Origin of the sequence: Shewanella sp. S23-S33 (assembly GCF_043359565.1) — a bacterium.
GTDB classification, from domain to species: Bacteria; Pseudomonadota; Gammaproteobacteria; order Enterobacterales; family Shewanellaceae; genus Shewanella; species Shewanella oncorhynchi.
Genome location: NZ_JBHFFD010000020.1, coordinates 1 through 21,234 on the forward strand (window position 1 = coordinate 1; position 21,234 = coordinate 21,234).

The window sequence follows — 21,234 nt, forward strand, 5'->3', positions numbered from 1 at the left end:
CAGTCGGTAGAACGGCGGACTGTTAATCCGTATGTCACTGGTTCAAGTCCAGTCAGGGGAGCCATTTAAAAAGTGTTATTTCTGTAAAGTCGATAGCAATATCGCACCCTCTACTCCCCTGTAGTTCAGTCGGTAGAACGGCGGACTGTTAATCCGTATGTCACTGGTTCAAGTCCAGTCAGGGGAGCCAATTTATTCTTCGTTTTGTTCCCGTGTCTTTGCCTCTTCTGGCTTCTAGTTACCCTATTCTTTTCCGTTTTGTTTTTAAGCAAATGCAGTTACACTGTTATCAGCTTATTAATAAAAATTTATGAGTGTCATCACACAGATAGCTGCAGTTAAGTATTCTTGACTTAAACTTATCCTGTTTGAGCTCACCCAAAAAAATAGAGCGGATTTTTATGGCCATGTCAAAATCATATCCAATTTTTTTACTGCTTATTTTCTTAGGTCTTTTTGCTTGGGTTTATCAAAGCGAAAATAGCCAATTACAAATCCAACAACAGCAAGAACTTGATAGCTTTAAAACCAGTTTAGCCCGCTACCAACAATGGCAAGGTGATGGCGCCGAACTCTTCAAAAAGCTTTCTGAAAATTACCCATTCCAATTTTTCCAATATATTGATGATACCGATGGCCAACGGAGTCATACAGAAGGTCGTTTAGACAGCCAACATCCTCATCCCTTAGCCCGTTTATTTTCTATTGAACTCAGTCATACACAAAAATTGGCAACTGGTCGTTTACAAGTCAAACTCAGTGCAAACCAAGCGATTGAAACTTCGATTAGTCATACTCAAAAGCTCGGTGTCATGTTACTGGTGGCTTACCTTATCTTACTGTTAGTGTTTATTCTGTTAATGTCAAAACATAGGGCGGCGATACGTTATGCTGCTGATTATATTTCAAAAATACCTGAGTTAGGGTTTTCTGCTGTCGCATCATCAAAACTCACAGGTGAGCTCAACCCCATTGGAATATCCCTTGAAGAGTGTCGTCTTCAACTTAAAGCCCAAATCGATAAACTCAATCAAGAGAATGAAAAGCTGCATAAAGCGGCCTATCAAGACACTGTGACGGGTTTTGGTAGTCGCCAGCGCTTTACCCAAAAATTAGAAACCATAAGTAATCCCGATATTCCTCAATTGGGGCTGATGGCAATGGTTAAGGCGACAGAGCTTGCGCAAATCAATCAAAAACAAGGGCGAACTGCGGGGGATGATTATCTTTCAAGGGTGGCAAATTGTATCCGCAAAGCCTGTAGTAAGTATTCAGACGCAGAATGTTTCAGGGTATCGAGCGCTGATTTTGCCATCTTTATTCCTGATGTCATGCTGAAGGATGCGCCAAAATTTTTAGACCAATTAAAAATTTATCTCGATGAATATTTGCAGATGACAAAAGCGGAATCTGTTGCCCATATCGGTTTAGTTCCCTATCGCCAAGGTACCGATGCGGTTAATTTACTGACGATTGCGGATACCGCAGTCAGCATAGCGCAAACCCTTGGGCCTAATAGCTATCATATCCAAGAAAAACTCAATGGTGACGAGCAGTTTGGCGATGATCGCTGGAAAATGGCGATCAATGATTTAGTCACTCGCCAAGCATTAAAATTCTACCAACAACCTATTCAGCCGTGTCGTACCGATGTAGAGGTTTACCGTGAGTTATTAGCCCGTTTTTATAATAGTGAAGGCAAGTTCTTACCCACCACCACAGTGATCGCTATGGCCGAACGTCACGGTATGAGTTCTGAATTAGATAAACTGGTGGTGATCAGTGCATTAAGAATGCTTAAGGAAAACCCGACCATTTCGGGTAACTTTGGCATCAATATCAGCGCATTTTCTGCGCATCAAGATATGTTTGTCGCTTGGCTAAAGGACATTTTAGGCAAGCAAAAATACATCGCCTCGCGCTTAGTATTTGAGATCAATGAGTCCGGTATGCAGTCTAACTTAGGGGCAAGCTATAAGTTCGTTCGCGAAATACATAGCGTTGGATCACGGGTGTCGATTGAGCGTTTTGGCATGAGCTTTACGTCCTTCAAATTCTTCAGTGAAGTGCGCCCAGACTACATAAAGCTTGATGGCAGCTACACATCGAACATTGATGAAGACAGCAATAATAAGTTCTTCGTCCGTATGATGGTGGATGTTGCAAGGCGGATAGGCATTCGGGTTATTGCGACCAGCGTCGAACGCCAAGAAGAAAAACTCACCCTCGAAAAACTCTTAGTTGATGGATTGCAAGGCTATTACATAGCACAGCCCCAAGCCATGGCGATTACAGATCAAATTTAATACTTTAACGGGTTAATTCGTCGCCAAAATTTACAGTAAAGATGGTTAACCCTGCATTCTATATGTTGTTTATGCAAACGGAAAAGTCGATAATACGGCCAAGATCCGTTTAGAAAAGTATTGAGATGACTGAATATCTCCTCTTGTTGATCAGTACAGTACTGGTCAACAATTTCGTTTTAGTGAAATTCTTAGGCTTGTGTCCTTTCATGGGGGTATCCAGTAAACTGGAGTCCGCTATTGGCATGTCTATGGCGACCACTTTTGTGCTGACGTTAGCCTCTATTCTCAGTTACCTCGTCAACCAGTATCTATTATTACCCTTTGATCTGAGCTACCTGCGAACCATGAGCTTCATTTTAGTGATTGCGGTTGTGGTGCAATTTACTGAAATGGTGGTGCAAAAAACCAGTGCTGCACTGCATCGCGCTTTAGGGATTTACCTGCCGCTGATCACCACTAACTGTGCTGTGTTGGGTGTTGCCCTATTGAACGTTAACGAGAAGCACGATTTTATCCAATCGGCTATCTATGGCTTTGGTGCTGCATTAGGCTTCTCATTAGTGTTAATTCTCTTCTCGGCGATGCGCGAACGTTTAGCAGCCGCAGATGTCCCCTTACCTTTCAAAGGCGGCGCCATAGCGATGATCACCGCAGGTCTTATGTCCCTCGCCTTTATGGGATTCACAGGATTGGTTAAGTAAGATGTCCGGAATTTTAATTGCAGTCATATTGTTGACCCTATTGGCATTAGTCTTTGGACTATTACTCGGTTTTGCCGCCGTTAAATTTAAGGTTGAAGGCAATCCGATTGTCGATGAACTCGAAGCGATTCTGCCACAAACCCAATGTGGTCAATGTGGTTACCCTGGCTGTCGCCCTTATGCTGAAGCGATTGCCAACGGCGATAAAGTCAACAAATGCCCTCCCGGCGGCACTGCCACCATGGAAAAACTGGCGACCCTGATGGGCGTCGAGCCCGAGCCGCTGAATGCCGAAGCACAATCTCAAGTGAAAAAGGTCGCCTACATACGTGAAGACGAATGTATTGGCTGCACTAAGTGTATTCAAGCCTGCCCCGTGGATGCGATTATCGGTGCAGGTAAGCTTATGCATACTGTGCTGACAACCGATTGCACGGGTTGCGATCTCTGTGTTGAGCCTTGTCCCGTCGATTGTATTGATATGATCCCAGTCACCCAGAATCTTAAAAATTGGAACTGGCGCTTAAATGCCATCCCAGTGACTCTCATTCAAGAGATTCAGAACCAAGACCCACAGTTAGAAGAGGAAAAGCGGTGTTAACTTTATTAGATCAATTAGATAAAGGAACCCTTTGGCGCTCACCCGGTGGTATACATCCACCCGAAGTCAAATTCCTCTCGAACGCGACGCCGATTAGCCAACTGCCCTTAGCCGATACGTACTTAGTGCCCATCCCTCAAGTCGGTGAAAATTGCACACTTGCGGTAAACATCGGCGATAGCGTATTAAAAGGCACGCCGTTAACGCAAGGCACCTCCATTTGGCATTTACCTGTGCATGCGCCGACATCAGGCACTATCGTTGCTATTGAGCCAAGGGCAAGTAACCACGCCTCAGCATTGCCGGTTAATACCTGCGTTATCCAAGCCGATGGCAAAGACACTTGGTGTGAGCTGGTGCAAAATGAGCTTGATGATTTAAGCCATCAACAGATGATCGATAAGATCCGTGCTGCTGGCATTGCAGGCATGGGCGGCGCGGCGTTTCCAACTCATATTAAGCTTAATCCGGTCAGTGAAATTGATTTAGTCATCATCAACGGCGTCGAGTGCGAACCTTATATCAGCGCAGATGACAGATTAATGCGCGAATACAGCCAAGATATCCTCGCCGGTATTGGCATTATTCATCGGTTATTAACGCCAAAACGCATTGTTATCGCCATTGAAGATAATAAGCCAGAAGCGGCCACAGCCATGCAAGCTGCAGTCGTCCAATGTGGGCTCCCAGCGGACAGCATTCGGGTAACCGTCATTCCGACTAAATACCCTTCTGGTGGTGAAAAGCAGTTAATTCAAATTATTACTGGCCGCGAAGTGCCCTCGGGCGCTATTCCCGCCAAACTCGGTATCGTCGTGCATAACGTCGGCACTGCCTTTGCGATTCATCAAGCGGTTACCCAAGGTAAACCGCTGATTGAGCGTGTGGTGACTGTGACGGGCAAAAATGTCGGTAAACCGGGGAACTACTGGTTACCGATAGGCACACCTGTTGAGCATGTGCTTGCTGCGACTGAGTTCACGCCAGAGCCTGAACAAAAGGTGATTATTGGCGGGCCTATGATGGGCCATGCATTGGCGAATATCCAAGTGCCTATTTTAAAAGGTACTAACTGTATTCTGGTGCCAAGCAGCCAAGAAATAGGAACTACGCCAGAAGAAAAAGCCTGTATCCGCTGCGGCGAATGCGCCAATGCCTGCCCTGCACTCTTATTGCCACAGCAACTCTTTTGGCACGCCAAGGCCGAAGAATATGACAAAGCTGCCAGCTACAATCTAAAGGATTGTATTGAATGCGGTTGTTGTAGTTACGTCTGCCCGAGTGATATTCCCTTAGTCGAGTATTACCGCATTGCCAAATCCGCACTCAAACAAGCCGCCGATGAGAAGCAGCAAGCGGAGCGCGCTAAACAGCGTTTCGATGCCCGTTTAGCGCGTCTTGAAGAAGAAAAGCTTGCCCGTGAAGCTAAGGCCAAAGAAGCCGCAGAGCGCCGACAAGCGACTATGACTGGCACGGATAAAAATGCCGTCGCCGAAGCCATGGCACGGATCGCCGCGAAAAAAGCCGCAGCGGCACAATCAGCAACTGAAGAGTTGTCGAATGAAGAATCATCAAACGTAACAAGCACTGATACGACAGACGCGCCCAAGGGTAAAGCTGCCGTTGCAGCAGCCATCGCCCGCGCTAAGGCGAAGAAAGCCGCCCAAGTGAATGCCAATGGTGCTGATACAAATGGTGCAGATACAAGCAATGTGGTGAATATTGATGCCAGTGATGAATCCTTCTTAGCAACAGATGCAATCGCGCAAGAAGCGCCGTTATCTCAGAAGGACAAAGTCGCCGCGGCCATTGCTCGTGCCAAAGCTAAAAAGGCGGCTCAGCAAGCCGATACCGCGCCGCTTGAAACGGCTGAAACGGCTGAAACGGCTGACAGTACACCAGAAGCTAGCGCTGCCGATGATAAAAAGGCCAAAGTGGCTGCCGCAGTCGCGCGGGCAAAAGCCAAGAAAGCGGCGCAGCAAGCAGAAACCGCCGCTAGTGATATTGAAGTTAGCAATACTGACGTTAGCGTTAGTGATGTTAGCGTTAGTGACGTTAATGATTCAGAAGCGATTAAGAAAGCCAAAGTAGCCGCCGCGGTTGCCCGTGCTAAAGCGAAAAAAGCCGCGCAGCAAGTTGAGACAAATGCTGACAATGATTTAACTCAAACCGCGACTCCAGCAGTTGATTCCGCAGCTAGCGTTCAAGCAGATGTGAATGATGATACAGAAGCCGCCGCTACTGACGTTAACAACGCTGAAGCGATTAAAAAGGCGAAAGTGGCTGCCGCAGTTGCTCGTGCCAAAGCGAAAAAAGCAGCGGCGTCAATTGTTGAGCCTAAGTCTGATTTAGAGGCAGAGTCCACGTCAGTTGACGACATTCAAACTAAAGCTAACGTGGCATCGCCGTCGATAGCAGCACTTGACGCCGTCGCAGCTAAACCCGAAGCCGTTTTACCATCCGCAGAACAAATTGCAGAACCCATTGAAACGGCAACCTTATCAGGCGATGAGCTTAAAAAAGTGCGGATTGCTGCGACCATCGCCAAAGCGAAAGCCAAAAAAGCGGCACTCGCTCAAAAAACCGAAGCTTCTAGCGATTCAAATGTTGCTAATGATTAAGAACAGAATGATAAAAAGGGAACACAATGGCGTTTAAAATAGCCTCATCACCCCATGTCACACGTAATTTGCAAACCTCAACTGTGATGCAAAGGGTGATTTTATGTTTACTGCCGGGCCTTGTGGTGCAATGCGCCTTTTTTGGCTGGGGCACACTCGTGCAAGTCCTGCTGGCGATCCTCGTAGCCTTAAGCTGTGAGGCCGCGGTGATGAAACTTCGCAATCGTGATATCAAAGCCAGCCTTAGCGATAACAGCGCCATGCTGACCGCAATCTTGATTGGTGTCGCCATTCCTCCCCTTGCACCTTGGTGGATGATAGTGATGGGCACCGCCTTTGCGATCGTTATCGTTAAGCACCTTTACGGCGGTTTAGGCCATAACCTGTTTAACCCTGCAATGGCGGCGTATGTATTGCTGTTAATCTCATTCCCAGTGCAAATGACCACTTGGATAGCACCGAGTACCGTTGCGCTGCATTCGCCTAACCTAGCTGAGAGCTTGCAACTTATCTTCAACATTGGCGCCCACGTTAACTTGGAACAGTTTCGTTTAGGGATAGATGGCATCGCAATGGCGACGCCACTCGATACCCTTAAAACCGATTTATCCCTAGGATTAACCACCACTGAAAGCCTGACTAAAGCCATTTTTGATGGCAGCACAGGCGTAGGTTGGTTCTGGGTGAATTTGGCTTATCTGGCTGGCGGTTTAGTATTACTTAAACTGAAAGCCATTCGTTGGCACATCAGTACTGGCGTGTTATTGGGGCTCTTTGTCGCATCGAGTATCGGTTTCTTACTGTCGCCCGATACCCAAGGCAGTCCCCTATTACATTTGTTTTCTGGCGCGACCATGTTAGCGGCATTTTTTATCGCAACCGATCCCGTCACAGCAGCAACCAGCCCCCGTGGTCGCATTATCTTCGGCGCGTTAATTGGTGTGTTGGTGTACATCATCCGCATTAAAGGCGGTTACCCTGACGCCTTTGCCTTTGCCGTGTTATTGGCTAACCTCTGCGCCCCCTTTATTGACTACTATGTGCGGCCACGCACCTATGGTCATTCAGCTAGCTAAGGCCATTTGGCGGACTACCGTCATGCTACAAGATAATGTCATTCTGCTGGCAACGAGAGCTTAAGGAAAAAGAGTTGAAAAATCCGATGATTAAAAATGGTTTTTTATTGGCGCTGTTTGCCTTGATTTGCACGGGTCTCGTCGCCGCGGTCAATCAACAAACCTTTGACAAGATTAAGCAGCAAGAACAACAGGAATTGATGCGAGTATTGCAACAATTAATCCCTGATGAAATACATGATAACGAGCTTACGGCTCAGTGTACCTTGCTATTAAACAAAGAAGCATTAGGCACGGATAGTCCAATGCCGGCCTATATTGCTACCCATGCAGGCAAGCCTGTCGCTATCGCCATGGAAGCCATAGCACCCGATGGCTATAGCGGTAATATTAAGTTAATTGTTGGGATTAATATCCAAGGTGAAGTCTTAGGCGTACGTACCTTGTCCCACCAAGAAACCCCTGGGCTGGGTGACAAAATTGAACTACGTAAATCGAATTGGGTCACTCAGTTTGTTGGTAAAGTGTTGGGCTCTGCAGATGATAAGCAATGGTTAGTTAAAAAAGATGGCGGCGATTTTGACCAATTTACCGGTGCAACCATCACCCCGCGCGCTTATGTTAAAGCAGTCAAAAACGCGGTATGGTATTTCAGCACTAACCAAGCACAAATTTTCAGCCAGCCGCTAAATTGTGAGGCCAACCATGACTAATTATCGCGAAATTGCGTGGCAAGGACTGTGGAAAAACAATCCAGGCCTAGTGCAACTGTTAGGTTTATGTCCGCTACTCGCGGTTACTGCAACGATCACTAACGCCCTTGGCCTTGGTCTAGCCACTATGCTGGTGCTGATTGGCTCTAACATTTTGGTGTCACTGGTGCGCGACTATGTGCCCAAAGAAATTCGTATTCCTGTGTTTGTGATGATCATCGCCGCGCTAGTCACCACAGTGCAACTGCTCATCAATGCCTATGCCTACGGCCTGTATTTATCCCTTGGGATCTTCCTGCCATTAATTGTGACGAACTGCATCATCATCGGCCGCGCCGAAGCCTTTGCCTCGCGCAATAATGCGTTTAGTGCCGCCTTCGATGGTCTAATGATGGGCCTTGGTTTTACTTTAGTGCTTACAGTGCTGGGCGCAACGCGGGAAATCTTAGGTCAAGGCACACTGTTTGATGGTGCGGATCAACTGCTCGGCCCATGGGCTAAATCGTTAACCATGCATCTATGGCAAGTCGATACCCCATTTCTCCTTGCTATGTTGCCACCCGGCGCATTTATCGTGATGGGATTATTGATTGCATTGAAAAATGTGATTGATAAAAAAGTCAAAGAACGCCAACCTCAAGTCGCCGCAGAGCCAAGTGTTACCCGCGCACGGATCACTAAGGTAGGTTAGGCTTTCAAGTAACGACAGGCATTATGGCGATCAGATATGCCCTAGTGTTAACGCGTTTAATGTGTGCCTAGCACATGATTAGCGGCAAAACTCAAAGCATAAGAAAATCAGCGAACGTGGGTTGTAAACTCATCAATCATCATTAATAAGATAGTGATAATGAACGGTTGAGAGTTGAACCCCACCACAGCGCAGGAATCGTACATGAATCAAGAAAAACGTATCCAGATCCTCACTCGTCTTCGCGATAACAATCCCAAACCTGAAACCGAACTCAATTTTTCAAGTCCCTTCGAACTGCTAGTGGCAGTGACGTTATCGGCCCAAGCAACAGATGTGAGCGTCAACAAGGCAACAGACAAGCTCTTTCCTGTGGCAAACACAGCCCACAGCATTTATGCCCTTGGCGTAGAAGGTTTAAAGCAATACATAAAAACCATAGGCTTATATAACAACAAAGCCATCAATGTGATCAAAGCCTGTGAGATCTTAATTGAGAAATACAATGGTGAAGTGCCAGAAAACCGCGAAGCCCTAGAGTCTCTGCCCGGCGTTGGCCGCAAGACGGCTAACGTGGTACTAAACACTGCCTTTGGTTGGCCAACCATCGCCGTCGACACCCATATTTTTCGCCTCGCCAATCGCACTAAATTCGCGCCCGGCAAGAACGTAGTCGAAGTGGAAGAGAAAATGCTAAAAGTCGTGCCAGCGGAATTTAAAGTCGATGTACACCACTGGTTTATCTTGCACGGACGCTACACTTGCCTTGCGCGCAAACCCCGCTGTGGCAGCTGTATCATTGAAGACTTGTGTGATTTTAAAGAAAAAATTTATCCTGAAGAATAAACCCAAGCAGGAATTAACTGTGCCACCCACACAAAAAAATCTGCAAAATTTCTATGGGCACCTCATTAAATTTCGTAGCTCTGATGGCGCTGCCCTGCGCAAAATCACAAGAAACATTACTGGTATCATTCACCCAAAAGGTAATTCTTAAAGTGGGTGGCACCGTTAATTTTACTTGCAGCTTCAATGTCTTAATAAGCGCTAATTAAAGGTTCAAACAAGACTTTTTGTCAAAACCGGCGTTTTGACATAATTAATGCCAATTTCCATCCCGAAAGTAAAGTTGCCCATCAATGCCGCAGGGATGAGTTAACCCCCTTATAAAACTGTAAAATTAGTTTTTTAGTTCACTTATTGAAACACATACCGTTTTTTAGACAAGCGGGTCAACACCTGTCCAAAAGTGATGCTATGCCGTTCTGACAAATCTTTAAGTTCATTGCCATCTATAACGGTAACGTCTAATTGATTTGCAATATCTCTGGCACTTTTTGCAAGTTGAGTAGCGTTAGTCACAAAGATTAGTTTAGAAATCTCTCTACCTAAGTGCTTTCCGTAAAGCACTTTTGCATTCGATATTTCTTGAACGGCACTATGACCTTTGTATGCGCCGTGCTTGTGTTTAGCTTGAATAAGCATCGATTGATTGCTAGTTGCCAATATACCGTCTGCGCCAAAATCTGAGCCGTCTTTAGTGAGCCAAGCGCTATCGGCTTGGTACTCTCTTGCAAGCACCTCGAGCGTATAGGCTTCAAACTGTTTCCAGCTCAATCGTGGCATATCGTCAAAGGTGATTATACTATCAACGCCAAGGTGATTTCCGCCTGATCCGGTTGGATTAGGCATCACTTCACCAGGCGTGACCACGGCATCTTTTAACATAGACTTTTGAGATAACAAACGGTGCAGATTCACATCAAAAGATTCAAATGATGGATGATGAAGTATCGGCACATATATATTTACATCTTTCTTCTGACCAATACGGTACACCCTGTCAGTAGCCTGAGCCTCTTTAGCTGGATTCCAGTGTCTTTCGAAGTGGATGACATTATTTGCACCGACAACAGTTAATCCAACCCCTGCAGCAACTGGCGACATAATGATGATGTTAAAACCGTCTTTCGCCTCAAAATCGGCAATCAACGACTTACGGCTTAAATCGCCTTGTCTCTTAACAACTGCTTTTGTATCACCATTTATTACATGCAGAGGCCCCAAGCCAAAGTAACTTCCAAGCGCAATACTCAAGAAACGCTGAAGTCGTTTATTCACTGCGAAGATGATGCATTTTTCTTTTCGAGATTGGATCTCAGACAGCACTTCAATAGTTTTAGCCATTTTGGCCGATTCATCGAAAAGAGCCTGTATTTCGCGTTTAGAAGTTGGAGGATCGAGTCGACCACTATCAGCCAAACGTGGGTGAAGCGAACTATCGCGCAAGCGCATCAACGTTGTAAGCACATGACTGTCTTCATCTTCCAACTGTGCCTCAATCGCACCTTCGTATACTCTTTGCTGGTAAGCGGTCATAACGGAATGTAATTTTGGTTCATACAGCCAATCGGTAGATTCGATGCCAACCAATATGGTCTTCTGTGGTAATCCTTCCAGATTGTCTTCTTTGACACGACGTAGCATTAAAGCACCGACTTTTTCTCTCAACTGGCGACCCAAAGTAGCTCTTACGCGATCTACCTCGTCACCTGCGGCTTGCAAAATCGGCGTTATATAGGTTTGTCGGAAATCCTGATAAGTTCCGAGATAGCCTTGACATGCTGTATCCATCAGACACCAAAAGTCGGCAAGACTATTTTCGACCGGAGTACCTGTAGCAAGTAATTTGAACTTCGCTTTCAGACCTTTAGCTGCGCGAGTTTGTAACGCATTAGGATTCTTGGTGTTTTGTGCCTCATCAAAAATCGCTAAACCCCAGTCGATTTGAGACAACGAGAACTGATAATCGCGCAATGTCTGGTAAGTCGTGATCACTAATCTTCGAGGCAGATCTAATCGTTCAAGGCCATGCTGCTCACCAAACTTTAGCGAGTAACGAGGCTCTATGGTTTCCTCATCAAAATTAGATGCTCTAATTTCAATGCTGCCATCTCGAAAACGATTTAGCTCCCCATCTGATTGCAAGATGACAATATCTCTAAATGGTGACTCGTGAAATGTGACGCCAACTTCGTCTTTCCAATTCTCTAAAAGACTTAAAGGCGCAACGATCAACGTGGGTCGGCACGTTTCACCGTTGTCATCGCATATTCGGTAATAATGCTCAACGGCAGATAAAGACATAAAGGTCTTACCCAAGCCCATGTCATCTGCCAGCAAAGCACCATTAACAAGCTCTTTTTCGCGCGCCATTTCCTCAAGGCCAAGTATCCACTGTACTCCGGTTAGCTGATGCGGGAATGGCTGTCTTTTGTGGTTGCTCCAATCTAACTCTTCTTTGTAAAGCACATCGTTAAGTGCTTCTTCAACGATCTTCGACGGGCTATCTAATTCGTCGTCATTTAAAGCAATATCAATAACAATAGGACCATCATCCGTCAGATCTGGCTCATCAGGTTCAGTAGGACCGCTTGGCTCGCCGTCCCCATCGCCATCATCAGGTTGACTCCGAAGTTTGTAGCCCAGCTTTTCTAAAGTTTCATTTACTTCAGACTCACTACCGATATCATAGATTTTTCCCTCGAAGACTACTTCTGTAACACCAGTTGCTCTTGCATCGCTAATCACTTGCTGTAGCTGCTGCAAGTCCTCTAAAGTTTTCACAACTTTCGTCACTGCACTAATAGGCAGAATCGTTCCTGAAGCCTGACTTTGGCCAAACCAATTGATCCCCGATTCATCAGTTTCACCAAAATATGCGTGTTTAAAACGTGTCGCTCCTTTTACTCGTAAAGCAAATCCAACATCAAGATCGACTAGGCTCGCATCCAGAAATGCACCAGGAGCCTTCAAAAATTGTTCAACTTGAGATTTAGGTATTTTTCTGTGGGAGATAATTTCTTTGACTGCTTTGGCCGTTTTCTCGTCAAAGAGAATAATTTCGTTCCCAACTTTCAACGTTCGGCCCGCCTCAGACTGCAATTGCCCCAGCACTCGTTGAAGTTGATCGTGACCTGTTGTCTGCCCCATATTTGGGGTCAAAATCAAGTTGCCCCATTCATCAAGTTCAGCTTCTACAGTTATCTTATCTGGGACATGGATATTGAGCTTGTCGAAGTGACTAAGTGAAAGTTTGGCACCTGCTTTCTGTGCCAGTTGAAATCGATGAAGTAAAAGCAGATTATCTGATTCACTTTTGGCAGAATTCGCATGACTCTCCAACGCACTAAAAACATTGAACATTGGTGCCGTGAGAGTAAATTGACTATCACCAAATGTCAGGATGCTGCCCGATCTCTTGTAAACAGCCGTCATCCGCCCCGAAGGCGCAGTTACATCAATACTGACACTAAAAGACTCACTACCAGTAGTACCTCTGATATCGACTTCAGCACCATCATCCCATCTCTCTGGTAACTGTATTAATTGGAATACATCTTCATCCAGTGAAACAATAACTTCATGTGGCACAACAAATCCATTTGGAATTGCTTCAGCATTTCCCTCTTCAGCCAGCATTTGCAAGGCAACAAATTGAGCTGTGATAAATTCGTCGGCGTCACCTTTTTTTATCTTATTGAACTGATATTGATCGCAGAAAAAATCAATACTATCTTTGCTAATATCAATAGAAAATTTAGTATCGGACTCTTTAACCCCAAAAAAAGACGAAATCCAATTCTTCACTAGCTCACTCCATACAATCGTTTGTAAATTCGATAATCGTCTTCGGTTAGAACATCAGCGGCTCTGATCTTCCCACCTAACTCGTTAACAGCTTTGATTGAGCGTCGCTGCCAGCTGAAGTTTGCAGGTGAATGCGTAAAGTTATCGTGTGCTTCACAACCATACTCGTACATTTTCTCGTTTAATCCCGCCGTTAGCGAACGATACCCAACTCTTTGCTTACCAAACTGAAGCACTTGTGCTGAATCATGTAAGTTCCTGTAAAACCAAATCTGGCAGTTGTGGCTGCCTTCAATCATATGGCCATGGGTAAGTTCGGCATAAATAATAGAACGGTCACCATCCTCTACGATTGAGTAATCAGGAACATGCTCAGGTTTGTAGTTTTTGCGGATATACCAATCTGCTTTCTTTGAAAGATATAACTTGGTATGAACAATTGCGCCTGCCTGATGCAACCCTTCTAAGAAGTGCTTCCTAGAAGGAAACATTCTCATCATGTCAGCGTCTCGCGAACTATTCGAGTAATCTTCAAGGGCCTCAAGAAACAACTTGAGGTCTAATTTAGAAAGCCAACCTTGCACTTTTTTACTTTGCTGTGGTGAAAGTTGGCTCCACCACTGAATAAAGCGAGGGTGGCTTTTGGGGATTCTGGGATCGCCAGCTATGGCAATGACGGCGTTTTGCCAACTTTCATGCACTTGCTGTGTAGGTGCTCTGTCAATCAAGATTCTAAGAGCTACGTGCCCGATAAGATCATTTGCATCATAACGACTACTTGCAACAAACGGCTTACTGATTTCTTCAAGCAACTGATGAGGTTTATTAACAGGAATATTTTGTAATTGTTCAACAAAATAGACCGATTGTGCTCTTTTGAGGAAATCACCAGAGGCGTAACCATCTAATTTCCAGTGGTTGATTTGCTGCTCGAATGTTGCACCTCTATTGATGGCTTGCTTGGCAAGAAACGTTGGACCATCTGCACATAATACTTTTTCTTCTTGGAGTAGATTTAACCCCTTACGCTTTCTCTCCCGGCAGAGCCAGTCGCCAATAACATCAGGGTCTTTAATTGAGTCAAAGTCACTGAGAAAAAACTGGAACAATGATTCAATAAAAAGGTTACTCCCTTTCGGAATCATTGCAGATACATCACTGAGCAAGTGTCTTTCGATTCTAATGGCCTTACGGAAACCTAGTTGTTCCGTCAACGCAATTGACAAAGCTCGAACATCAAAGCGATTTTCAATTTTAAAAAGTTCAAACTTGTTGCGGGAAAGTAAATTCAGCAAACGAACCCATGCAGCCTCAAACTTTGGATTATCGGTACCAGCCCTTTTAGCAATAGAGCTCTGCTCCAGGGTCAGTTGTTCCATCACCTTAATGTTTTTAAGATAACGAAGATCGTTCAAAACAAATTCCATTACAGGCTGTCCATTGTATGGCTGAATTTAAACATCTTTAGCCTTTTTATAGTCCTCAAGCTTAGGTTTTTTAACCGTAAAACGGATATCTATCCTACGGTTTCGAGCTCGTTGCTCATCATTTTGCTCTAATAAATCTATCCGTCGCGTATCAGCATAGCCACTAACAGAAAAGAGCAGTTGGCCATTAAAGTTTTTTAGCTCGTTTAGCTTGGGGAACAAATAGTTTCTTTCTTGCCAGAGCTTCCAAATTGACACTGCCCTGTCAGTTGAAAGACCCCAATTGCCTTTTCCGCGATACCAAATATTTACGCTGTCCGTATGCCCCTCAACAAAGACTGTATCTAAGTACTTCCAACGTTCCTCTTTGGTAATAGCTTTATGCAGAGCGTCACCAATGGCAGCAACTTCAGTTTGTGTTTTCTCGTCTTCGGGCAAGGTGTCTTTTGCTGATTTAAATGACAATGTACTTTCAGGGATCCGTAATACAGTGTCATTTTCTACAATCTCAACAATAATATTTTGTTTGGCTAAATCTTCTTTAATATCGACCAGTATATTGCGGCGAGCCTCTTCAGCCCGCTGAAGTTCCTGAATACTCGCATCAATTTTTTCAGATTTTTGTGTTAATTCAATAATCAATGCTACTGTCGCTAAAATGAAGATAACAAGTAGCGCCGACATTAAATCGGAAAATGACATCCAGTAAGGGTTCTCTTCATCTACGTTAGAATTTCGACGCGAGGATAGTCTGTCCATCTGTTACCCCAGCTTTGCTTGAATTTCATCAACAACACTCGATAACGCTTTCACTGCGTTATTCATTTGTGTCGAGTAGGCTGTTACAGAACTCGACCATACATTAAGGTGTGCTGCAGTTTGGCCATTAGCTTGCTCTGCATAATCTTTAAGTAACCCAGTCATTCGCTGATTTAAGCCCTCTACTTCAACTTTAAGGTCTCCAATAAACTCTTTGTGTGACCCTTTCAGCTCGCTAAATGTAGAACTTGCGCTGGAAATTAAGCCATTTAACTGTGCAGTAAGCTCGCCGAATCGAGAAACGTCACGAATCAATTCGTCACGCAGTTTCTCCATACGTTGCGCAGTCAACTGATTTTGACTTGCAAGATCAGAGGTACTCTCAACGGCATTACGAATAGCTCCTGAGAGCTTGTTTCCTGCTTCATTAATATGTGAACTTAAAACCTTCATGCTATCCGCAGAAACACGAAGTTCTGTTGAGGATTCCTTCATAGCTTGAGTAGCCTGAGCACTCGCTTCCACCGAAGAATTGATGCTGTTTTGAAGCTTTTGCCCTTGCACAAGAAGCTGTTCAACAGCCTTTACCTGTTGCGACACAGATTTTTCTACTGAACTCAGAATCTCAGTTGATAATTGTGCAATAGAGTTTGATTGCTGTTCAATTCTCTCATTGCGGGCAGTTTCTAACTCAGATGCACGCATTTCTCTGTCATCAAAGGATTGCACCAACCCACCTAGCTGCGACTCTACAAAACTACTCAATCTTTCGCCTTGGCTTCGTGAATTCAAGATGAGCTCATCGACTTGAACTTTAATCGTTTTAACTAACTCTTCATCTCGTTTGGCAGAGGCCGCCTCACGACTTTGCATTTGTGAGGTCATCTCACTAATCTGGCCTTCGACAAACGAGGTTAGTTTTTGATGAATTGATTGGGACTGCGTGGATAGGCTGTTTACTTGATTCGCGATGTCAGCTATCAGCGCTTTTTCGCGATCTCCCGATGCGGCTTGCGAATTTTGAAGCTGTTCAACAAAACTAGACATTGTTGCCTGCATTGCTTCAACAGATTTATTTACTCTCTCGGACACATCATCAAGAGCGTCGCGTTGTTGGTTTCCTGCCTGCCCAAAGCCCTCCATGAAACTTTGCAGAAGGCCCTCAAGCGCCTTTTGATTGCCTTCGGTTGTCGAGTCAACAAGCTTATTAATCGCAGGTGCCATAATTTCCGACAAACTTTGTTCCAAACTTGTTTGAATCCCTTGTGTGGCAGAGACTAAAGCTTCTTGCATTTTTTCGCCGATTTTTTCTGCCAAACCTTGCAAGACTTCTCTGGATTCAGAACTGTTGTCAGAAATGATCTGTAACTGTTCTTCAGGTCGAATACGAGGAAACAGCCAATCAACTAAAAATTCAATATTTCGAATTTTACGGCGAATTAATTGCTCACAAAGCTTTTCGAAAAAATTGAAAATAACACTTAATGCAACCCCCCACACCGAGGTTAAAAACGCAATTTTTGCACCGTTGACGACAGCGGCAACACCTTCTTGCATTTCATTGACATCGACACCGGCACCAAGCTTTAGATCTGCTAAACCTAATTGCAGCCCCATGAAGGTACCGATGACACCTAATGCAGTTAGAAATCCTGGCACAGCAGCTATAAGTCGGTTTTCGGTAACACTTCCCGCCAGTGTATATGGGTTAAAAAAATGACCGGCATCTAACGTATTTCGAATCTCAATTCGTCCATTCCTACAAATTTCGACCAAAGTTTCATCAAACTCCATCCACAAGAATCCAATACTCTTTTCCTTACTTTTTGCTTTTAAAAGTAGCGGCTCTCGTTGCTCAACAATATCTTTTCTATTTAGTGGCTTTAATACCTTCTCTAGCCAGCTCAGTTTGAACCAGGTCGAAACGCATTTTATGGCAAAAAATCCAGAAAATATGATAGTGACTACAATTAGTCCAAAAACAAAAAGTGTACTGAGTTCATCACCAGTTGTGGGAATCAAAGTTAATTGATTGAAATCTGGAATTAGCCAAGAAAGCTCGATTTTCTGCTCAGTAGCCATTTTTAGTCCTTTAATTTTTTAATTATTTTGAATTCTTAGATAGTGAATGCAAACACCACTTAAATGCTTAACAAAAGATGCTTAATCATTCGACTACATTCCCTCAGAACTTATGAAGAAAATATAAGCAGGCGAGACGGACTGCATTAGTCGGTAAGTTATGTTATTGATTACAACAAAATTCACGCCATCTGTCACTCATTTGAACATATTCAAACATTTTCTACATAACCAAAGCGCTCTATGTTGTCGATGTACTACCGCATCGATGCAAATACCTATTCATCGCTTATTGACGGAGCAAAACATTGGGTGACGACAAATGCCATAACTCGCTGTCTTTCAGTTGTTATTGCTGACCAGCACCAGGTTTGAGAAGCTACACGACAACAGAATTGGTAACCATTCTTTTGCCGTTATGGTAGGCAGCGCATCCTGTTGCCAGTACAAAGAGCACCGAAACTTAACGGTGCAAAATTAACGGTGCTACACACAAAAAAAATCCGCTAAATTTATCTGTGCGGCTCATTAAATGTCGTAGTTCTGATGGCGTTGCCATACGCAAAATCACAAGAAACATTGCTGGTATCATTCACTCAACAGGTAATTTTTAAAGTGTGTTTAAAGTAGCCCGTTAATTTGCTATTTCAGTTTCGCTAAACATCATCTTCAAATCCTAGTGAAGTTTTACGTGCACTGAATCACAGACAAACAAAAAGCCGCAATAGCGGCTTTTTGCTTAACTTGGAACTGGGTTAACTCAAACTTGTATTAGTCGTTAAAACATTGAAACAAAGAACGCACTGAAAAATAAAGCAATAACAACTGTGGTGCCTAAAGCCATTTTAAGTTCGGTGTTCATCATTCACTCTCCTAGTTAGTATGGCTACATTATTATCAACCCAGTGATAAAAACCCATGTTTGTCTCTGTGTTTTGTGAGCAACAGCCAATTTATCGGCAATTTTCTTATCACAATCCGCAAATTCGCCCGTCGACAGCCAGCGTTTCCTATCCTAACCAATCGAATTGATCAAGTGTGATAAAAACACCATGGATGAGATTTGTGGTCATGCGCAGAGACATTTTTGATATACTCCCCACCGTAATCTATTTAGAGAGAGGACCTATGTCGCAACTATTACACACTATGATCCGCGTCGGTAACTTAGAACGCAGTATTGCTTTTTATACTGAAGTGCTCGGCATGAAACTACTTCGCACCTCTGAAAATCCAGAATACAAATATTCTTTAGCTTTCGTAGGTTACGGTGAAGAATCCACAGGCCAAGCCGTGGTTGAACTGACCTATAACTGGGGCACTGACAAATATGATTTAGGCACAGGCTTTGGCCACTTAGCGATTGGCGATGAAGATATCTACGCCCGTTGCGCTGCTATTGCCGCAGCCGGTGGCAAAGTGACTCGTGCTCCAGGTCCTGTCGCAGGTGGTACCACTGAGATTGCGTTTGTTGAAGATCCAGACGGTTATAAAATTGAGTTCATTCAAATGAAATCAGCGACCCAAGGTTTAGGTTAAGTCCTGCCTACTGACCCCGAAAAAGTAGCTGAGCAAGACTATATATTCAGCGAAAAATGCCGGATCTTCATTCGGCATTTTTGTTTTTATACTTTAGATCTCACGTTAGGCACAAAGAAACATAAATCAAGCCAGTGATTTACTGCTCGCGCCATACGTCTAAACCGACTTTATCGAAGCTTTATCTTGTGTCAGCTTACGCTCGGTTTTGTTCGCCACTTTACGGCTGAAATGACGTTTAAACCAAGGCGTGCGCCACAGCAGCAACACACTAAAACCTACGATATACAGACTCGGCTCGATGATTTCCGATTTTACCGACCAGTAAAAATGGATTGGCGCTAATATCGCGACTAAATACACCCCATTATGCAAGGTTTGCCAACGACGTCCCATCTTGCGCATCAAGGCTTTAAACGAAGTTATCGCCAAGGCGGTGACGATAAGATAAGCCACTGCACCGACTAAAATATACGGCCGTTTTACCACCTCGCTAAACAATAATTCCCAAGCAAACAACAGATCTAAACTAAAAAAGGCCAAGATATGCAAAGTGGCATAGGCAAACACATATAACCCCACTAAACGGCGGGTCTGCATCAACAGCCCTTGCTTGGTCAACTTGGCAATCGGGGAGATCAGTAAGGTCGCGGCTAGCGCATTTAATGCGCCTATGCCTGTGTAGTGAATAATGTGCTGCACGGGATCGCCACCCGCACGGCCAAGCACCACTGTGAGCACAAGGTAGACGATGGGCACTAAACCCAACAAATGAAATAACGCCTTTAGCCAAAACAAGTGCTTAGCGGTTAATCTCAACATAGCTTGTCCCCGCTTAATAGCGAATCCCCAAACAACAAACCAATCATCAATAGTATTTCCTCAGATCCATGCCGTCATACAGTGAAGCCACAAACTCGCCGTAACCGTTGAACGGCTGGGTATCGATGCGGGTTGCTGAAAACAATCCCCCCTCGCCGATACGACGCTCTGTGGCTTGCGACCAGCGTGGATGATCCACCGCCGGATTAACGTTGGCATAAAATCCATACTCGTGTGAGGCAAGCTGATTCCAGCTGGTCGGCGGTTGTTTATCCATAACGCGAATTCGCACGATTGATTTAATGCTCTTAAAGCCGTATTTCCACGGCACCACTAAGCGAATGGGTGCGCCGTTCTGCGGTGGCAAGGTTTTACCGTACAAACCCACCGACATTAAGGTTAAATCGTTCATAGCTTCGGCTATCGTGAGGCCTTCAACATAGGGATAATGAATACCTCCCCCCATTAATCGGCTCTTCTGCCCCGGCATTTGCTCGGGATCAAAAGCGGTTTCGAAGGCGACATACTTGCCCTTACTGGTGACGCCAACCTTTTTTAATAACGCCGCCAGCGGGAACCCCACCCAAGGGATCACCATAGACCAAGCTTCAACGCAGCGCAGGCGATAGTTACGCTCCTCAAGCGGGAACATTTTAGTCAGATCATTAAAATCTAAAGTCATGGGCCGTTCAACTTCACCTTCGATACGCAGTTGCCAAGGATCGACTTTAAGGCCTTGGGCATTATTGAAGGGATCTTGCTTATCCGTACCAAATTCGTAGAAATTATTATGCTGCGTCACTTTATCAAATGGGGTTAACACATCGGCGTCACCGTACTGCTTATTGGATTGAAACGTCAGTGGCGTAGTGATAAATGAGGACTTAGGTTGATCGCCAAATAGATCGAATAATCCGGCCTGCACATAACCGGGCACGCTGGCACCGATAGCACCGAGTCCCATGGCTTTTACAATTTGCCGACGCGAGCGAAATACCGCTTCGGGCGTCACTTGGTTGTCTTGCATGTGCCACTGCGCTTTTTTAAGAATACCTGGGGTAAAACGGGAATTTTTAGCCAATTGACACCTCTACCATCCAATGATTAAAGTCACCGAGTTGCGATAAAAACCTTCTCTGGCGCTCGTCTGTATCGCTCACTCTTATATAGACAGGTAAAAGCCAGAAAAACTTTCCACCCGCGAATAAATTCACCTTAAACGTATAAGACTTGCTCATTCAAG

General features: G+C 44.7%; 15 protein-coding genes and 1 tRNA gene. 10 read left to right on the forward strand and 6 right to left on the reverse strand.

Going from position 1 to position 21,234, the window contains the following annotated elements:
* The first annotated feature begins 114 nt into the window (after positions 1-114).
* From ACHA99_RS05855 to nth, 9 genes are all read left to right on the forward strand, one after another.
* A tRNA-Asn gene (locus ACHA99_RS05855) sits at positions 115-190 on the forward strand.
* Between the two features lie 211 nt (positions 191-401).
* On the forward strand, positions 402-2,306 hold the full coding sequence (locus ACHA99_RS05860; protein ID WP_393941637.1) for an EAL domain-containing protein: 1,905 nt from the start codon (positions 402-404) through the stop codon (positions 2,304-2,306).
* 125 nt (positions 2,307-2,431) lie between these two features.
* Positions 2,432-3,010, forward strand: coding sequence for an electron transport complex subunit RsxA (rsxA, locus tag ACHA99_RS05865; protein WP_006081543.1), 579 nt, complete (start codon positions 2,432-2,434; stop codon positions 3,008-3,010).
* Between the two features lies 1 nt (position 3,011).
* Positions 3,012-3,611, forward strand: a complete 600-nt coding sequence (rsxB, locus tag ACHA99_RS05870; RefSeq protein ID WP_063884360.1) for an electron transport complex subunit RsxB — start codon at positions 3,012-3,014, stop codon at positions 3,609-3,611.
* Positions 3,605-6,232, forward strand: a complete 2,628-nt coding sequence (gene rsxC, locus ACHA99_RS05875) for an electron transport complex subunit RsxC (RefSeq protein WP_393941640.1) — start codon at positions 3,605-3,607, stop codon at positions 6,230-6,232. Before rsxB ends, rsxC begins: the two co-directional genes overlap by 7 nt.
* 26 nt (positions 6,233-6,258) lie before the next feature.
* A complete protein-coding gene (rsxD, locus tag ACHA99_RS05880) occupies positions 6,259-7,308 on the forward strand; it encodes an electron transport complex subunit RsxD (protein ID WP_393941642.1) in 1,050 nt (349 codons plus the stop codon).
* Positions 7,309-7,382: 74 nt separating this feature from the next.
* The gene (gene rsxG / locus ACHA99_RS05885) at positions 7,383-8,021 is read left to right on the forward strand and encodes an electron transport complex subunit RsxG (protein WP_105252444.1); all 639 of its coding nucleotides are present in this window, start codon (positions 7,383-7,385) and stop codon (positions 8,019-8,021) included.
* The gene (locus ACHA99_RS05890) at positions 8,014-8,712 is read left to right on the forward strand and encodes an electron transport complex subunit E (protein WP_028760019.1); all 699 of its coding nucleotides are present in this window, start codon (positions 8,014-8,016) and stop codon (positions 8,710-8,712) included. The genes rsxG and ACHA99_RS05890 overlap by 8 nt, the downstream gene beginning before the upstream one ends.
* Positions 8,713-8,916: 204 nt before the next feature.
* On the forward strand, positions 8,917-9,558 hold the full coding sequence (gene nth, locus ACHA99_RS05895) for an endonuclease III (RefSeq protein WP_113939645.1): 642 nt from the start codon (positions 8,917-8,919) through the stop codon (positions 9,556-9,558).
* Between the two features lie 351 nt (positions 9,559-9,909).
* On the opposite strand, the gene ACHA99_RS05900 is transcribed toward nth, so the two are convergent.
* From ACHA99_RS05900 to zorA, 4 genes are read right to left on the reverse strand one after another with little or no spacing between them, the layout of a single operon-like run.
* A complete protein-coding gene (locus ACHA99_RS05900) occupies positions 9,910-13,362 on the reverse strand; it encodes an SNF2-related protein (RefSeq protein WP_263141910.1) in 3,453 nt (1,150 codons plus the stop codon).
* Positions 13,362-14,789, reverse strand: a complete 1,428-nt coding sequence (locus ACHA99_RS05905) for an EH signature domain-containing protein (RefSeq protein ID WP_393941645.1) — start codon at positions 14,787-14,789, stop codon at positions 13,362-13,364. Before ACHA99_RS05905 ends, ACHA99_RS05900 begins: the two co-directional genes overlap by 1 nt.
* Before the next feature lie 27 nt (positions 14,790-14,816).
* Positions 14,817-15,548, reverse strand: coding sequence for a flagellar motor protein MotB (locus ACHA99_RS05910; RefSeq protein ID WP_393941647.1), 732 nt, complete (start codon positions 15,546-15,548; stop codon positions 14,817-14,819).
* 3 nt (positions 15,549-15,551) lie between these two features.
* Positions 15,552-17,630 carry an anti-phage ZorAB system protein ZorA gene (gene zorA, locus ACHA99_RS05915; RefSeq protein ID WP_393941649.1) on the reverse strand — a complete coding sequence of 693 codons (2,079 nt, stop codon included), beginning with the start codon at positions 17,628-17,630 and terminating at the stop codon, positions 15,552-15,554.
* A 1,128-nt stretch (positions 17,631-18,758) separates the two neighbouring features.
* Here zorA and gloA point away from each other — a divergent pair.
* Positions 18,759-19,169: a lactoylglutathione lyase gene (gene gloA / locus ACHA99_RS05920; RefSeq protein WP_006087315.1), complete on the forward strand. Its 411-nt coding sequence runs from the start codon at positions 18,759-18,761 to the stop codon at positions 19,167-19,169.
* Between the two features lie 159 nt (positions 19,170-19,328).
* On the opposite strand, the gene msrQ is transcribed toward gloA, so the two are convergent.
* Both msrQ and msrP read right to left on the reverse strand, forming a co-directional pair.
* Positions 19,329-19,991, reverse strand: a complete 663-nt coding sequence (gene msrQ / locus ACHA99_RS05925; protein ID WP_105252441.1) for a protein-methionine-sulfoxide reductase heme-binding subunit MsrQ — start codon at positions 19,989-19,991, stop codon at positions 19,329-19,331.
* 46 nt (positions 19,992-20,037) lie between these two features.
* Complete coding sequence (gene msrP / locus ACHA99_RS05930; protein WP_263212422.1) at positions 20,038-21,072, reverse strand: protein-methionine-sulfoxide reductase catalytic subunit MsrP; 1,035 nt, start codon at positions 21,070-21,072, stop codon at positions 20,038-20,040.
* Positions 21,073-21,234: the final 162 nt, after the last annotated feature.